General features: G+C 40.2%; 15 protein-coding genes. 5 read left to right on the forward strand and 10 right to left on the reverse strand.

The features are described 5' to 3' along the window. Positions 1 to 85: 85 nt before the first annotated feature. A complete protein-coding gene (locus AABJ51_RS15270; protein ID WP_026626368.1) occupies positions 86 to 292 on the forward strand; it encodes a hypothetical protein in 207 nt (68 codons plus the stop codon). A gap of 65 nt (positions 293 to 357) precedes the next feature. Here AABJ51_RS15270 and AABJ51_RS15275 read toward each other — a convergent pair whose 3' ends face one another. From AABJ51_RS15275 to AABJ51_RS15320, 10 genes are all read right to left on the reverse strand, one after another. After that, positions 358 to 1,194, reverse strand: a complete 837-nt coding sequence (locus AABJ51_RS15275; protein WP_338373264.1) for an FAD/NAD(P)-binding protein — start codon at positions 1,192 to 1,194, stop codon at positions 358 to 360. Between the two features lie 15 nt (positions 1,195 to 1,209). After that, a complete protein-coding gene (locus AABJ51_RS15280) occupies positions 1,210 to 2,217 on the reverse strand; it encodes a 4Fe-4S dicluster domain-containing protein (protein ID WP_338373265.1) in 1,008 nt (335 codons plus the stop codon). Between the two features lie 5 nt (positions 2,218 to 2,222). Beyond that, complete coding sequence (locus AABJ51_RS15285; RefSeq protein ID WP_338373266.1) at positions 2,223 to 3,011, reverse strand: 4Fe-4S dicluster domain-containing protein; 789 nt, start codon at positions 3,009 to 3,011, stop codon at positions 2,223 to 2,225. Further along, positions 3,004 to 3,483, reverse strand: a complete 480-nt coding sequence (locus tag AABJ51_RS15290) for a hydrogenase iron-sulfur subunit (protein ID WP_185095086.1) — start codon at positions 3,481 to 3,483, stop codon at positions 3,004 to 3,006. The genes AABJ51_RS15285 and AABJ51_RS15290 overlap by 8 nt, the downstream gene beginning before the upstream one ends. A gap of 522 nt (positions 3,484 to 4,005) precedes the next feature. Then, positions 4,006 to 6,006 carry a 4Fe-4S dicluster domain-containing protein gene (locus tag AABJ51_RS15295; RefSeq protein WP_338373268.1) on the reverse strand — a complete coding sequence of 667 codons (2,001 nt, stop codon included), beginning with the start codon at positions 6,004 to 6,006 and terminating at the stop codon, positions 4,006 to 4,008. A 19-nt stretch (positions 6,007 to 6,025) separates the two neighbouring features. Further along, positions 6,026 to 6,871: a CoB--CoM heterodisulfide reductase iron-sulfur subunit B family protein gene (locus tag AABJ51_RS15300; RefSeq protein WP_338373269.1), complete on the reverse strand. Its 846-nt coding sequence runs from the start codon at positions 6,869 to 6,871 to the stop codon at positions 6,026 to 6,028. 24 nt (positions 6,872 to 6,895) lie between these two features. Further along, positions 6,896 to 7,435, reverse strand: a complete 540-nt coding sequence (locus tag AABJ51_RS15305; protein ID WP_338373270.1) for a 4Fe-4S dicluster domain-containing protein — start codon at positions 7,433 to 7,435, stop codon at positions 6,896 to 6,898. A 293-nt stretch (positions 7,436 to 7,728) separates the two neighbouring features. Beyond that, entirely contained in the window at positions 7,729 to 7,929 is a 201-nt protein-coding gene (locus tag AABJ51_RS15310) for a hypothetical protein (RefSeq protein ID WP_026626376.1), read from the reverse strand. Next, entirely contained in the window at positions 7,926 to 8,966 is a 1,041-nt protein-coding gene (locus AABJ51_RS15315; RefSeq protein WP_338373271.1) for an NAD(P)/FAD-dependent oxidoreductase, read from the reverse strand. The genes AABJ51_RS15310 and AABJ51_RS15315 overlap by 4 nt, the downstream gene beginning before the upstream one ends. 16 nt (positions 8,967 to 8,982) lie before the next feature. Next, on the reverse strand, positions 8,983 to 10,020 hold the full coding sequence (locus AABJ51_RS15320; protein ID WP_338373272.1) for an NAD(P)/FAD-dependent oxidoreductase: 1,038 nt from the start codon (positions 10,018 to 10,020) through the stop codon (positions 8,983 to 8,985). 233 nt (positions 10,021 to 10,253) lie between these two features. Between AABJ51_RS15320 and AABJ51_RS15325 the strand changes: the two genes are divergently transcribed. The 4 genes from AABJ51_RS15325 (at position 10,254) to AABJ51_RS15340 (ending at position 13,137) form a co-directional block, all read left to right on the forward strand. Beyond that, a complete protein-coding gene (locus AABJ51_RS15325; RefSeq protein WP_338373273.1) occupies positions 10,254 to 11,486 on the forward strand; it encodes a DUF438 domain-containing protein in 1,233 nt (410 codons plus the stop codon). A 1-nt stretch (position 11,487) separates the two neighbouring features. Beyond that, entirely contained in the window at positions 11,488 to 12,003 is a 516-nt protein-coding gene (locus AABJ51_RS15330; RefSeq protein WP_035331681.1) for a DUF1858 domain-containing protein, read from the forward strand. A gap of 31 nt (positions 12,004 to 12,034) precedes the next feature. Then, positions 12,035 to 12,331 carry a cupin domain-containing protein gene (locus tag AABJ51_RS15335; protein ID WP_134435724.1) on the forward strand — a complete coding sequence of 99 codons (297 nt, stop codon included), beginning with the start codon at positions 12,035 to 12,037 and terminating at the stop codon, positions 12,329 to 12,331. Positions 12,332 to 12,510: 179 nt separating this feature from the next. Further along, a complete protein-coding gene (locus AABJ51_RS15340) occupies positions 12,511 to 13,137 on the forward strand; it encodes an HmuY family protein (RefSeq protein WP_051290700.1) in 627 nt (208 codons plus the stop codon). Positions 13,138 to 13,181 lie beyond the last annotated feature (44 nt).

Genomic DNA, 13,181 nt, shown 5'->3' on the forward strand with positions numbered 1-13,181 from the left:
GATTTGGTTAGTAAAGCAGCCAAAGTTTGTTATAATCTTAATATACATCATTGAATGTATTCTATTACTTATAGATGCTAAGGAGATGAGAAAACTACTTTTATTTTTACACATAAATTCGAAAGTTCTAACAGGCTTTATTGTAGGCGGTTTCTTAGGATATCTGCATTGGTTTTATTTCGGATGTTACTGGGGTACTTACCTCTTATCAGCAGAATGCTGGGTTAATTGTTCCATGGGAGCAATTTTCGGAGGCTTTGTTGCCAGCTTGTTCAATAATAATGACATCTGAACCCATTCAGTTATACTAAGACATCGTATAGGAAACAGCCAACTGTGAAGTTGGCTGTTTTTATATCAATATTCGGCAGGTAGAGCCTCCAGTTGAATACGAGAGAATACCGGACCGTCTTTACATACATACTGACTGCCTACATTGCATCGTCCACACTTGCCAACTCCACATTTCATCCTGTTTTCTAGGGTGGTATATATGTTTTCTGCCTGAAAACCAAGCTTGTCCAAAACCGGAAATGTAAACTTAATCATCACCGGAGGACCGCAGACAATGGCTATTGTATTCTCGGGTGATGGGTTCATTTTTTCTAGAACACTCGGTACAAACCCGATATCTCCTTTCCAATCAGGGGTTTCACCTCCCGGATCGACAGTCGTTACCAAATTTACATCGGGGCGTTCTTCCCATTCTTTCAACTCGTGTTTATATACCAGATCGGCTACAGATTTAGCTCCGTAAAGAATACTTATGTTGTTAAAATTTTCACGGGTGTCCAAAGCGTTCCATATCACACATCTCATAGGAGGCAAAGCAATACCTCCCGCTATAAAAAGCAGGTTTTTGCCTTTCCATTCATCTATAGGGAATGTATTTCCGAAAGGTCCTCTGAATCCCATTGTCTGACCTTCTTCGAGTTTTGCCAAAGCGGATGTTACCTTTCCTGCTTCACGGAAAGTACATTCTATATATCCTTTTCGAGTAGGAGATGAGGCAATACAAAATGTGCTTTCTCCTTCTCCGAATGCCGAATATTCACCGAACTGTCCGGCTTTGAATTCGAAATTCCGGGCTTCTTCTTCATCCTTGAATTTCAGACGGAAGGTTTTAACTCCCGGTGCTTCCTGTGTAATCTTTTCGATTGTCATCAGGTGAGGCAGGTATATATTATCGTTCATAATTGATCAGTTTACTTATAATTGAGAAATTTCACTTAAATGCTCGGATAAATTCATATCCACCGGACAAGCCCTTGAGCATCTTCCGCATCCCGTGCAGCCTCTCACCGAAATTCGTTCGGGCATATATGCGAATTTATGTAACAGTCGCTGACGCCATCGTTGGCTTTGAACTTCACGCGGATTGTGTCCTGATGTATGCAGTGTGAAGAGTGAAAATCCGCAGGAATCCCAGCAGCGCAGTCTTTCGCCGCTATTACCCTTTGTGTTTTCCTGGATATCGAAACAGGCGCAGGTAGGACATACGAATGCACAGGCTCCGCAACCCAGACAACGCTCCGATTGTTCTTTCCATACTTCGCTTTCGAACATATGCGATATTTTGTCGTGTAATTCTTCAATATTGAATCTTACAGGAACTTTTGCCAGATATTCTTCTTTATTGATATTGGGTTCTGCACTGAACAGGTCGCTGTATTTGTCTGCTAAAGCCTTTCCTTTTTCGGTGATAATCTCTGCCAGATATCCGTCAGAAACAGGAGTGAGTAATATGTCGCTTCCTTCTGTATTGCCGGGACTACCGTTGACAGATGTACAGAAACAGAAATCATCGCACTGGGTACAGCTCATCGAAACGAGTGTAGTACGGTCTATATGTGCATTGAATGGTTTATCTTTTGTATCCCAATTGAATATTCCCGAAAGAGGGCGAAACCCTGCCGCATCGCAAGGGTGAATCCCGAATACCACAGTTTCGGGAATACTTTCTGTATCGAAATCTTTAAGAGTGACATCTCCTTTCTTTTTTTCGAAAGAGAATAGTTTTTCGGTACGGGGAAAAGCCACGGCCTTTGCCGATTGGGTTGTTTGTATATGCTCAAGACTGATTTCTTCGGATGATGTGATATAGCGGAAATCTGTCCTGTCACCTTTGGATACCGGAGCAAATATCCGCTTTCCGTCGGAGTTTATTTTATTCAACCAGATTTTTAGCGCGTCTTTTGATATATGTTTCTTTTCCATAAGGCTTAACGTATAAAAGATTCCTGATCTTCGGGTTTGAATGTCGATAGCACATTGCCATGTCCATCATTCTTTCCGAAATTAGCTGCAACCGTTTCCGACATCATGTGAGTGAGCAGATGAATGGGGATTCCCAGAGGACAAGCTGTTCCGCACGATCCGCAGTCGGAGCAGCGTCCTGCCATGTGCATCACACGGTTTATCTGCCATTCCATATTAGTAAGAGTACTTGCCCAAGGCTGAATCCATTGAGGGCGATTCACTTCTACTATACATTTGGTACAATAGCACATAGGGCAGGCGGCACGGCAGGCATAACATTTAAAACATTTCGATAATTCGTCAGACCAGAATGCCCAACGTTCCGAAGCATTCATTGCTTCCAGTTCTTTTACGAGTTTATCATCCTCCATTTTTGAGGGAGGAGGTGTTTTTTGAAGATACTCTCTGATTTGATCGGCATCCGAAAAAACAGTCAGAGAGCTATTGTTATCTACACTTATAATGTGTAAGCGGTCTTTATTCAGTTGGTTTTCATTGAATAACTGTAAGATACTTTTCAGTGCATAATACGAAGCCGAAATACCTACTCGCTTTCCGGCTATAAGGTCTTTGCGAGTAAGATATACAGCAAGATTGCCTTGACAACGATCATCGAAAATAAGCTTATCGGCATCTGATACATTCTTTACAAAGAACGGACGGGGACGATTAGATCCGGCCTCATATCCGATAAACAGATCTATTGATTCGCTGTCGAACAGTTCTTTTACTTTATTAATCAGTTCATTCATGGCTTACCTCCATTTCTTTAGCTAATTCGGGTTCGTTTTCTTCGAGAAAGTCTGCAGCCCTGCGGTATTCGGTGTAGGGACCCATTTCTCGAATCGTGTTTACTGTCGAATTTACTATATCTGCCCATTTGGCTCCTTCGGCAGCCGATACCCAGGCAAAATGGATTCGGCGGACATCGACCCCTATAAAATCGAGAAGGCTGCGAAAAAGAATCCAACGGCGACGGGCATGGAAGTTGCCGGAAGTATAATGACAATCATTAGGATGGCAACCCGATACAATAATGCCGTCCGACCCGTTGGCGAATGCTTTGAGTAAGAGCATAAAGTCGATGCGTCCTGTACAGGGGAAGCGAACGATTTTGACGTTCGATGCGTATTTGATACGGCTTGTTCCCGTAAGGTCGGCTCCGGCATAAGTACACCAGTTACAGACAAATGCTACTATTTTGGGTTCAAATTCAGTATTCATAGAATTCAGTTTTTCTGAAACGTTTGTTGTAAAAAAGGTAACAAAATCAGGGATGAGTTAACAGTTATCAATAAACAATAATCAGTAATCAAATTCAAAAAGGTAACAAAGGTTACTACAAAATTGGACATCTTTCAGTGTTCCTTTATTTCCTTGTTGTCTCATTATATCATATTAGTATATTGTTTTCTTGTAACTGAAAATCAGATACCGTATGCAGAAGCAGGAAAAACTAGTTTCGGTCGTTATAGAAATAAAATAGCTCTGCGAGCTTAATAATCAAAGAAAACCTACTTCCGCATCCGATATCATCTTATCATACCATATAATTAAAATAAAACATCAAATTTTTTAAGATCGCTTTTGTGAATTACAAACATGTAAAAATCAGTTGCTTAATTCGAAAAGGTAACAAAGGTTACAACATCAATGTACAATTTCCATTGTTACTTTTCCTCTTTCAGTTGATCTCTGTTAACTGATCTTACCTATAGATAAAAATACACAAAAGGGTCTGTCTCCCTAGTCTGCAAGAACTGCTATAACTTCAGCATACATTTGCTCGTTTGAAAATCCTTGTATGTCAATGGATTTTGAACGACAGAATGATACACAGGTTCCGCAGCCCTGACAAAGACCGGGATTTACACGGGCAACCGTTTTTATAATTTCCCCTTGGCGGTTTTTGATCGCTTCATGCTCAATAGCCTGATACGGACATGCTGTTTCGCAAAGGAAACATCCTACACAAGTCGATATATCGTGTGACGAAATACGGTTGACTACTGCAACGGTAGGTTCTCTTGTCAATTCATCTTTAGAGAACAGCCCGATTACTTTGGCCGCTGCTCCTGATGCAGTACTCACTGTATCTGGTATATCTTTGGGTGCCTGACATGCTCCGCAGAGGTATATTCCTGCTGTATTTGTTTCCACAGGTTTCAGTTTCGGATGAGCTTCAGCAAAGAATTTATAAGGGTCATATGATACGTGCATCTTTTGAGCGAGCTCTTCCGCTCCGCAATTGGAAACACCTGCGGTAGCGAGTACTACCATGTCAGCTTCTATTTCTACGGGTTTAGCACCCATGAGTGTGTCTACTCCTTTGACTATAAGTTTTCCGTCTTTTTCGTAAACTCGGGCAACGCGTCCTCTTACATAATTTGCCCCATCGTCTTCAATGGCACGGCGAACAAATTCTTCGTAATTTTTACCTCCGGCACGTATGTCCATATAGAATACATACGATTCTCCATCGTGTACTTTATGCTGATACAACATAGCATGTTTGGCAGTGTACATACAGCATATTTTTGAACAATAAGGGATACCTTTCGCCGGATCGCGAGATCCTGCGCAGGCAATAAATACTACTTTCTGAGGTACTTTCCCATCAGATGGCCGCCGTATTTCGCCGAGTGTAGGACCCGAAGCCGAAGCCAGCCGTTCGAATTGAAGTCCGGTAATTACATCCGGATATTTTCCATAGCCGTATTCGGGGAAGAAATCAGGTTTAAGTACATCAAAACCTGTTGCAAGTACTATCGCTCCTACATTTTCGGTGATCAATTCATCCGGGCGGTCAAAATCGATAGCACCTGTCGGGCATACCTTTTGGCATACTTTGCACTTACCATTCGTATAATAGTTGCAATTCTCTTTATCTATAACGGGTTTATTGGGTACAGCCTGAGGAAATGGAGTGTAAATGGCTGTACGCATTCCTAATCCGGCATTGAATTCACTTGGTATCTTTTTCTTCGGGCATTTACTATAGCAGACTCCGCATCCGGTACAGGTTTTAGGGTCTACACTTTTGGCTTTCAGCCTGATTGTTGCCTTGAAATTGCCGATAAAGCCATCGAGACTTTCCAGCTCCGCATAATTATATAAGGTAATGTTGGGGTGCTGGGCAACTTCTACCATCCGAGGGGTAAGGATACATTGCGAGCAGTCGAGTGTAGGGAATGTTTCGGATAATTGGGACATATGTCCTCCTATAGATGCTTCTTTCTCAACCAGAATTACCTGTTGACCTGCATTAGCAATATCCAGACTTGCCTGAATACCTGCGATACCTCCGCCTATAACCAGAGCTTTTTTAGTGATAGGTACTTTTATTTCGTTAAGAGGTTTATCCAGTTTTGTTTTTTCGATAAGCATCCGTACCAGATCTATCGCTTTAGCGGTGGTTGTGTCGCCTTTTTCGTGTACCCATGAACAATGCTCACGCAGGTTCGACATTTCGCACATATACGGGTTAAGTCCGGCTTCTGCACATGCCTTTCGGAAAGTGGGTTCGTGCATACGTGGCGAGCATGCACCGATAACAACTCCGGTCAACCCTTTTTCTTTGATGGCTTCTTTTATCATGGTCTGCCCGGGGTCAGAACACATGTATTTGTAGTCGGTGGCAAATTCTACACCTTCTATATTGGCAGCTTCCTGTGCAACTTTTTCGCAATCGACGGTCGCGCTTATATTTTCGCCGCAGTGGCAGATGAAAACTCCTATTTTTGACATAAGCTAAGTATTTTGTGACCTATGCAAAGGTCGGTGCGACAAATAGTTTTTTCAGTCCCAAGGCATTTCTATCCAATCCGATAGCAAGACCGATAGCCTGTGTTATGTACAGAACAGGTGTATCTATTTGGGTTTGCAGATAGCTATTGATGTGAGGGCGGCGCATATCCAGATTCGATTGGCACATCGGACAGGCTACAATGATGGCTTCGGCTCCACGGTCGGATGCATCTTTAACTATATGTCCTGATAATTTTGCTACGATATCGGTGCGCGAGACCGAAAAACCAGCTCCACAGCATTCGGTTTTATATCCCCAGTCCATTGATTCCGCTCCTATTTTGCGCATAAGATTATCCATCGATTGAGGATCTTCCAAGCGGTCGAATTGTAATATTTCATGAGGACGAACCAACAAGCATCCGTAGTAGCATACCACTTTATGCTCGAATGGTTTTACTACTTTCTCTTCTATTTTGTCGGCAATATATTTCAGTACGAACTGCATTACATTTAATATCTTTACATTGCCTTGTATTGGCATGCCTATGATTTCGGAAACACGCTCTTTCAGTTCGGGCTTTTCGTTTATTTCATGTTGGGCAACACTCAAGCGGTTGTAGCATGCTGCGCAGGGCACAACTATTTCAGTCAAACCTTGCTTTTCGGCCAATGCCAATATACGTGCAGGAAGAGCAGTTGCCAACTCGTGGTTGATATTGTGTGCGGCAGTAGCACCGCAGCAGTTCCAATCTTCGATCTCAACCAAATTGATATCGAATGCTTTAGCAATGGCTAGTGTCGATTGGGCGTACTCCGAAGAAGTGCCTTTCAGAGAGCATCCCGGGTAAAATCCTATTTCCATAGTTTTTTAATTGATTGTTAGACCTTATTCCTTCGTTTTGGAAAAGATGGCAGAGATCTGTTTCTTGTTTTTCACTCTTTCGGGAATAATGGGCAGTTTGCCTTTCATGAACATCGAAGGGGCTACGTCCAAATCCTGAGTGAGGTTCATTGTCCGGGCTTTGTATCCGACAACAAGACCGATCTCGTAAAGTCGTCCCGTAAATTTTACCGAATCGAGAAATGCCCGGTGGAATGATAATATATTATTTGATTTTTTGTTGATCGTTTTTTCTTCTAATGCCTTTTCCCGCATATAATCCATCAATGCAGGAATATCTATCTGCATAGGACAGCGTGTAAGGCAGTTCTGACACGATATACACAGCCAGATGGATTCCGATTTCAATAAGGCCGTGTAGTTCATGTTGTCATTGGTTTGCAGCATACGCATGACCATACTTGGCGGATAGTCCATGTCTTCGGCAACAGCACATCCTGCTGAACACTTACCGCATTGATAGCATCGGTTGACATTAACACCGACTTTGTCTTTGATAGTTGATATATAGCTTTGCTTTTCCATGATAAAAACAAATATTGATCATTCAAGGTGTTGAATATATTTATAAATGTAATTTAAAAATCACATTAAATATACAGTTTTGCTATGTAAATATAGCAAAATAGATGTTTTGGGATGCATGAAAAAGGATAAAAAAGCTTATAGAGTAGCTAGTTTATAATTATTCTAAATAATATAGATTAAGTCTATTTAGTTATAGATAAGGTGTAGGAACGAATTTTATACGCTTTTAACTAATGAAAAATTGATTAAAGGCAAGATCGTGATGTGTGTAATTGTCTGTAAGTTAGAAATTAAATGTTTTCTGGATCGGGTTTAATCTCTTTCATTTCTGTTCCGTGAATTTCTATAGGGCGGTTGTCTCGAAAGGTTACATGTACATATTCCCCTGAAATATAGCATGTTCTTATTTCGGGGTTGTTTTTTAATCTTTCAAGCAGGCTAAGGTTATCTTTAGACTTGAGTGCGAATAATTTATAAGATGATTCTTTCATTTAGCAATATATAAATCTATTTTTTCACAAATCTTCTTATAAAGTGATTTGCGTTTGCAGGTACGGTAAAAAATCCATTGACCGAAGCTGCTGTAAAAAAGTATAGCCAGATTACGGATTTTTCGGATGCGCAGAATTATTTTTTCGTTTACTACTCTGAAATCCTTATCCAGAAGTATTGCCGTGGCGGCATTCTCTCCGGTTTTCATTGCATAAAACAATCCTTCGCTGGTAACAGAATCCGTATAGCTCCCGGCATCACCAATGAGTATAATATTCTTTAGGAAAGGATATTCTATCTTGTCCATTGTAGGGATATATGCTCCTTTTATTTTTCCGTCTTTTGAGAGGTGGTGATTCGACAGCATTTCGTCAAATTCAGCCAGAGTAGGAGTGTTGTCGTGTCCGTATCCTGCGACATAGCCGTTTACGTTCGGGAAAACATACCCGTATCCCATTCTGTAACGTTTATCAAAAAATATTTTAATGTTTCTTTCCGATTTATCTGATACGCCTTTCTCCATCCACACAAGCCCTTTCTTGCGATTCGGTTCTATGTATTTGCGGACAATGCTGTTTGCTCCGTCGGCTCCGACCAGAGTATTGCAAGATATGACTGTTTTATCTCCCAAAGTGAGGTATATTTTGTCCTCTTTTTCTTCGATAGATGCCACCTTGGCATGGAGAACTTCTCCTCCAATAGATTTGTATTGATCGAGCAGTACATTATCGAAATCTTTTCGAACCACGGTGCGTATTCCTTCGGTCATACGGAAATTAGCTAATAGTTGGTTGGGCGAATGCACTTCCATCTGGTGTACTGTAAGATAATTGTATTGCAGATCGGGGTATATACGGCTGAGCAGACGTACCGACTTAGGGGTAAGCCCTCCTCCGCAAAGCTTTTCGCGGGGAAATTCTTTTCTTTCAATAATCAGGCATTCACATTGATTTTTTGCAAGAATGTAACCACAGACACTGCCTGCGGGACCTGCCCCTACTATAATGGTTTGTATGTGTCTGATTTGTTTATTCATAATCGATGACAATTCTTTATCTAGCTAAATAATCGTCTATTTTACGGCGGATACGATTATACATAAAATCAGTTGTGCAAAAGTATACTAATGGATAATGTACCAGCTTATTATAGAAGTATTCCGACAATTGATTTATTTTTCGCATACGGGTAATAATACCTCCGCAAAGTTCTTTAAACGAAGATTCTTCGATAATAGACATTGCCGCAAATCCTCCCGTTTGGATAGCATAAAATATGCCTTCACCTGATATCGAATCTACATACCCTCCTGCATCGCCGATAAGTATAATATTGTTCTTCATCGGGTATTCTATATTATCGAAGATGGGCAGATATGCTCCTTTTTGTTTATCTGCATCGGGAAGTCCCGCTTCTTGTATCCTTCTCTGAAACTCATGTTTGCTGGTATTCATGTCGCCATATCCGATAACGCATCCTTCGGGGTTGGGAAACATGTACATATAACCTTTTTCGAGTTTAGTATCGAAGTATAGTTTTATATTGTCGAATTTTTTATTGAGAACGGTTTTTTCCAATAAAAGCATTTTCCGTTTATTATTCGGATCGAGGTATTTTCGAACGATACTGTTTCCTCCGTCCGCTCCGATTAACTTATTGCATGAAAACTGACGGTTGTCTGCCAGAGTCACAAATACTTTTCCGTCCCGTTCTTCTATTGTTTTAGCTCTTCCGTGTACGACTTCACCTCCAGCTTGTTTGTATGCCTCGAGTAAAATCTGATCAAAGTCTTTACGGCATACCACCCGTATTTCATCAGATAAGTCGAATGTACGGTTTCGGCTTTGACCAAGGTGTACTTCGAGTTTTTTTACTGATTGATAATCATAGGTAATGCCGCCAAATATTTTATCTATGAGTCTGTAACATTTCGGAGTAAGTCCTCCTCCGCAGACTTTATCTCTGGGGAATTGGCTGCGTTCTATTATCAGGCTTTCTTTTGACTTTTGTGCAAGCATGTATCCGCATGTAGCACCTCCGGGACCTCCACCTATAATGATTGTCTCTATGTGTCTGATTTCTGATTTCATTTGCTTGTTGCGTTAAAAATCTAAGTTCTGGTATATCCCTTTCTTTATTTCAGGTATTAGGTAACGGATGATAAAGATAATAAGATTTTATCTGAAATACATGATATGATCAGTAGCGATAACATTGCATTTTTGGTGTTGTGTAACATATGATACAGATTTTAAACATTATAGTGTCTTACATTTGTTTAAAATATAAGATGGGGTTACCTAAAAATAAATCTGATAAAATTATGAGTGAACTGATTAATAATTCTGCAAAAAGGAAAGAATTGCTTAAGCATCTTATCCTGCAGCTGCACTCGGGTGAGGCTCCCGATGCTATAAGAAAGCGATTGGAAGAGTATCTCAAAACTGTACCTTATAATGAGGTTGTGGAGGTCGAACAAGAATTGATTTCCGAAGGATTGCCTGAAGAAGAAGTTCTCCGTTTCTGTGATATTCATACAGCGGTATTGGATGGACATATCGATCAGACTTTTGCGAAAGAAGTTCCCGCAGGACATCCTGTGGATACTTTCAAAAAAGAAAACAAGGAACTCGAAAAAGTAATAGTGCAGGTGAGGGCTTTGTATAATCAAGCATCTCAACTAAAAGATACTGATATAAAGGGCTATTTATTAAAACTGAAAGCATTATATAATGCTTTGTCAGACGTGGATAAGCATTACCGGAGAAAAGAATACCTGTTGTTTCCTTTTATGGAAAAGCATGAAATAACAGGACCTCCTAAAGTAATGTGGGGCAAACATGACGAAACAAGGGAGTTGTTAAAATCCGCTCATGAAGTATTGGATGTACAGGACGATATGTCAGTTGAAGATCTTTATACAATCATAGCTTATACTTTAGAGCCTGTACTGGTATCTGTTGAAGGCATGATTATGAAAGAAGAAGAGATACTTCTTCCGATGTGTATGGATACTCTGACCGATATAGAGTGGTATCAGATATACCAACAGACCCTCGAATTTGGTTTCTGTTTATATGATCCATCTGATAAATGGCATCCGGAAGATATAGAAGTTAGTGATGTCTCTTACTCGCAAAACGGCAATGTACAGTTGCCAACAGGAAGCTTTTCGATAGATGAATTGACTGCTTTCTTTAATCTGCTGCCGATGGATATCACATTTGTTGACAGGGATGACAAGGTGAAATTCTTTTCTCTCGGGCCACATCGTATATTCGACCGCAACAGAGCTATAATCGGACGCAAAGTACAGCTTTGCCATCCCCCCGGAAGTGTACATGTTGTAGATCAGATTCTCGATGATTTTAAAAGCGGAAAAGAATCGAATGCAGCATTCTGGATCAACTTTAAAGGGCAGTTTATTTATATCGAATACATTGCCATGCGGGGCGAAAACGGCGAATATCTGGGGGTAGTCGAATGTACTCAGGATCTGACTAACTTAAGAAAACTCGAAGGAGAGCAGCGTCTGCTTTCATATACATCCCGTTGATATGGAAAAGCCCGATATCACAATACAAACAAAAGTGGGGGAGATACTCGAATACTATCCCGAATTGGAAGAGGTACTCTTGAACATGTCTCCTGCTTTTGCGAAATTGAAAAATCCGATCCTACGAAAAACCGTAGCGAAAGTAGCTTCATTGAAACAAGTAGCCGAAGTTGGAAATTTAGATCTGTCTGTTTTAATAACCACTCTGAGGAATGCTGCAGGCTTATCCGTCTCAGGCGAAGATTCTTCCGATTCGGAGATTTTGAAAGAGGAACGTCCTATTTGGGCAAAGAATGAGGCTGTGACGGTGGTTTTTGATGCTTGCCCTGTTATCAATGGCGGGGGGACTCCGATGCAGGATATTTTATCAAAGGCAAATGCGTTGTCGGAAGGCGAGATTTTAAAATTGTTGACTCCGTTTGTTCCGGCTCCGATAATTGGTCTGTTGAGAGGAAAGGGATATAGATGTTGGAGTTGTAAAAATAAAGATAAAATCGAGACATATATAAGTGTTTAATAAATAGGTCTTAGACCTTAATATAAAATCTATGACAATAAAAGATATTAAGAAAGATCTGGAGTCGGCAAAACGTCCGGTTCCAAGAGTTTTAAAAAGCGGTGATAACTTTAAAGTTATAATAATAGGCTTTAAAGATAAGATGATTTTGGATGATCATAAGACAGATATTCCTGCGCGTTTGGTTGTCCTCGAAGGAAAAGTAATTTATAAAGAAGGAGATAAAACTGTGATGATGAATCAGTATGACGAAGTGAATATTCCGGTCAATATTATTCATTCAGTAACAGCTCTCGAGGACAGTTTGTGTATGGTGGTGAAAGGATAAATCCTGTACTTGGTAAAATATTTACAGTTGATAGATCTTGTCTATTATAGGCCGGATTTATCTATAACTATAATTAGGTATTGGGCAGCTGAATATTCATGGTTTTTAGGGATTGTATTGGTTTTCTTATGATTATATCTTTGTAAACATAATTGTACACTAATCAACCTTCATAAACAATGAAAAATCAATTTAAGTTTTTAGCATTATTTTTATGTGTGTTTTTTGCATTTTCTGCATGCAGCGATGACGATGACGATAGCGGAAAAAATAACGGGGGGACTCCCGGTACTGTTAAAACAGTAGAGTTTCTTGATGTTAAATCATATACCGATTGGGTATATTTCTCTTTCTCGAAAAATGCGGTTGTAACAGTTACTGACTTTGCGAATGATCTTTCTTGGGATATAGCTTTCCATAGAGGAGATATAAGGCTGAACGGCGGTAAATCGGGTAAAGGTAAAGGTGCAGTAGTTCAGACTACTTCTACTAATTGGGATGATATAAAAGAGGCTCCGTCTTCAGGTTATAAAACCGATGAGATCGGAACGATCACAACTTCATTTACAGGAACAGGAATAACTACAGAAGACCAGCCTTTTTCTCAGACTTTGACCGGATGGCTGACTGTTGATACAAGTAATCCTCCTCCCAAGTATACCATCAATGGTTCGATTTATGTCGTTAAAGCTGCAGATGGCAACTATGTGAAATTATCATTATATGATAATAAGAACGAAAAGAACGCTGCCGGATATGTGAGTTTTAAATATCAGTATAATGCTGATGGCTCTACCAAATTTTAAGAATAAGATCTAAGTTAGAGGCTTTGTAAGTAACCGAAAGTATC

The sequence above is a fragment of the Indolivaga capnocytophagoides genome (assembly GCF_036511535.1).
Classification (GTDB): Bacteria; Bacteroidota; Bacteroidia; order Bacteroidales; family Dysgonomonadaceae; genus Dysgonomonas_A; species Dysgonomonas_A capnocytophagoides.

Excerpts from the sequence above, each read along its gene's own strand:
- AABJ51_RS15270 (WP_026626368.1), top strand. The coding sequence starts at position 86 with ATGAGAAAACTACTTTTATTTTTACACATAAATTCGAAAGTTCTAACA.
- AABJ51_RS15315 (WP_338373271.1), bottom strand. The coding sequence starts at position 8,966 with ATGAATAAACAAATCAGACACATACAAACCATTATAGTAGGGGCAGGT.
- AABJ51_RS15320 (WP_338373272.1), bottom strand. The coding sequence starts at position 10,020 with ATGAAATCAGAAATCAGACACATAGAGACAATCATTATAGGTGGAGGT.
- AABJ51_RS15290 (WP_185095086.1), bottom strand. The coding sequence starts at position 3,483 with ATGAATACTGAATTTGAACCCAAAATAGTAGCATTTGTCTGTAACTGG.
- AABJ51_RS15275 (WP_338373264.1), bottom strand. The coding sequence starts at position 1,194 with ATGAACGATAATATATACCTGCCTCACCTGATGACAATCGAAAAGATT.
- AABJ51_RS15305 (WP_338373270.1), bottom strand. The coding sequence starts at position 7,435 with ATGGAAAAGCAAAGCTATATATCAACTATCAAAGACAAAGTCGGTGTT.
- AABJ51_RS15285 (WP_338373266.1), bottom strand. The coding sequence starts at position 3,011 with ATGAATGAACTGATTAATAAAGTAAAAGAACTGTTCGACAGCGAATCA.
- AABJ51_RS15280 (WP_338373265.1), bottom strand. The coding sequence starts at position 2,217 with ATGGAAAAGAAACATATATCAAAAGACGCGCTAAAAATCTGGTTGAAT.
- AABJ51_RS15310 (WP_026626376.1), bottom strand. The coding sequence starts at position 7,929 with ATGAAAGAATCATCTTATAAATTATTCGCACTCAAGTCTAAAGATAAC.
- AABJ51_RS15300 (WP_338373269.1), bottom strand. The coding sequence starts at position 6,871 with ATGGAAATAGGATTTTACCCGGGATGCTCTCTGAAAGGCACTTCTTCG.
- AABJ51_RS15335 (WP_134435724.1), top strand. The coding sequence starts at position 12,035 with ATGACAATAAAAGATATTAAGAAAGATCTGGAGTCGGCAAAACGTCCG.
- AABJ51_RS15325 (WP_338373273.1), top strand. The coding sequence starts at position 10,254 with ATGAGTGAACTGATTAATAATTCTGCAAAAAGGAAAGAATTGCTTAAG.
- AABJ51_RS15330 (WP_035331681.1), top strand. The coding sequence starts at position 11,488 with ATGGAAAAGCCCGATATCACAATACAAACAAAAGTGGGGGAGATACTC.
- AABJ51_RS15340 (WP_051290700.1), top strand. The coding sequence starts at position 12,511 with ATGAAAAATCAATTTAAGTTTTTAGCATTATTTTTATGTGTGTTTTTT.
- AABJ51_RS15295 (WP_338373268.1), bottom strand. The coding sequence starts at position 6,006 with ATGTCAAAAATAGGAGTTTTCATCTGCCACTGCGGCGAAAATATAAGC.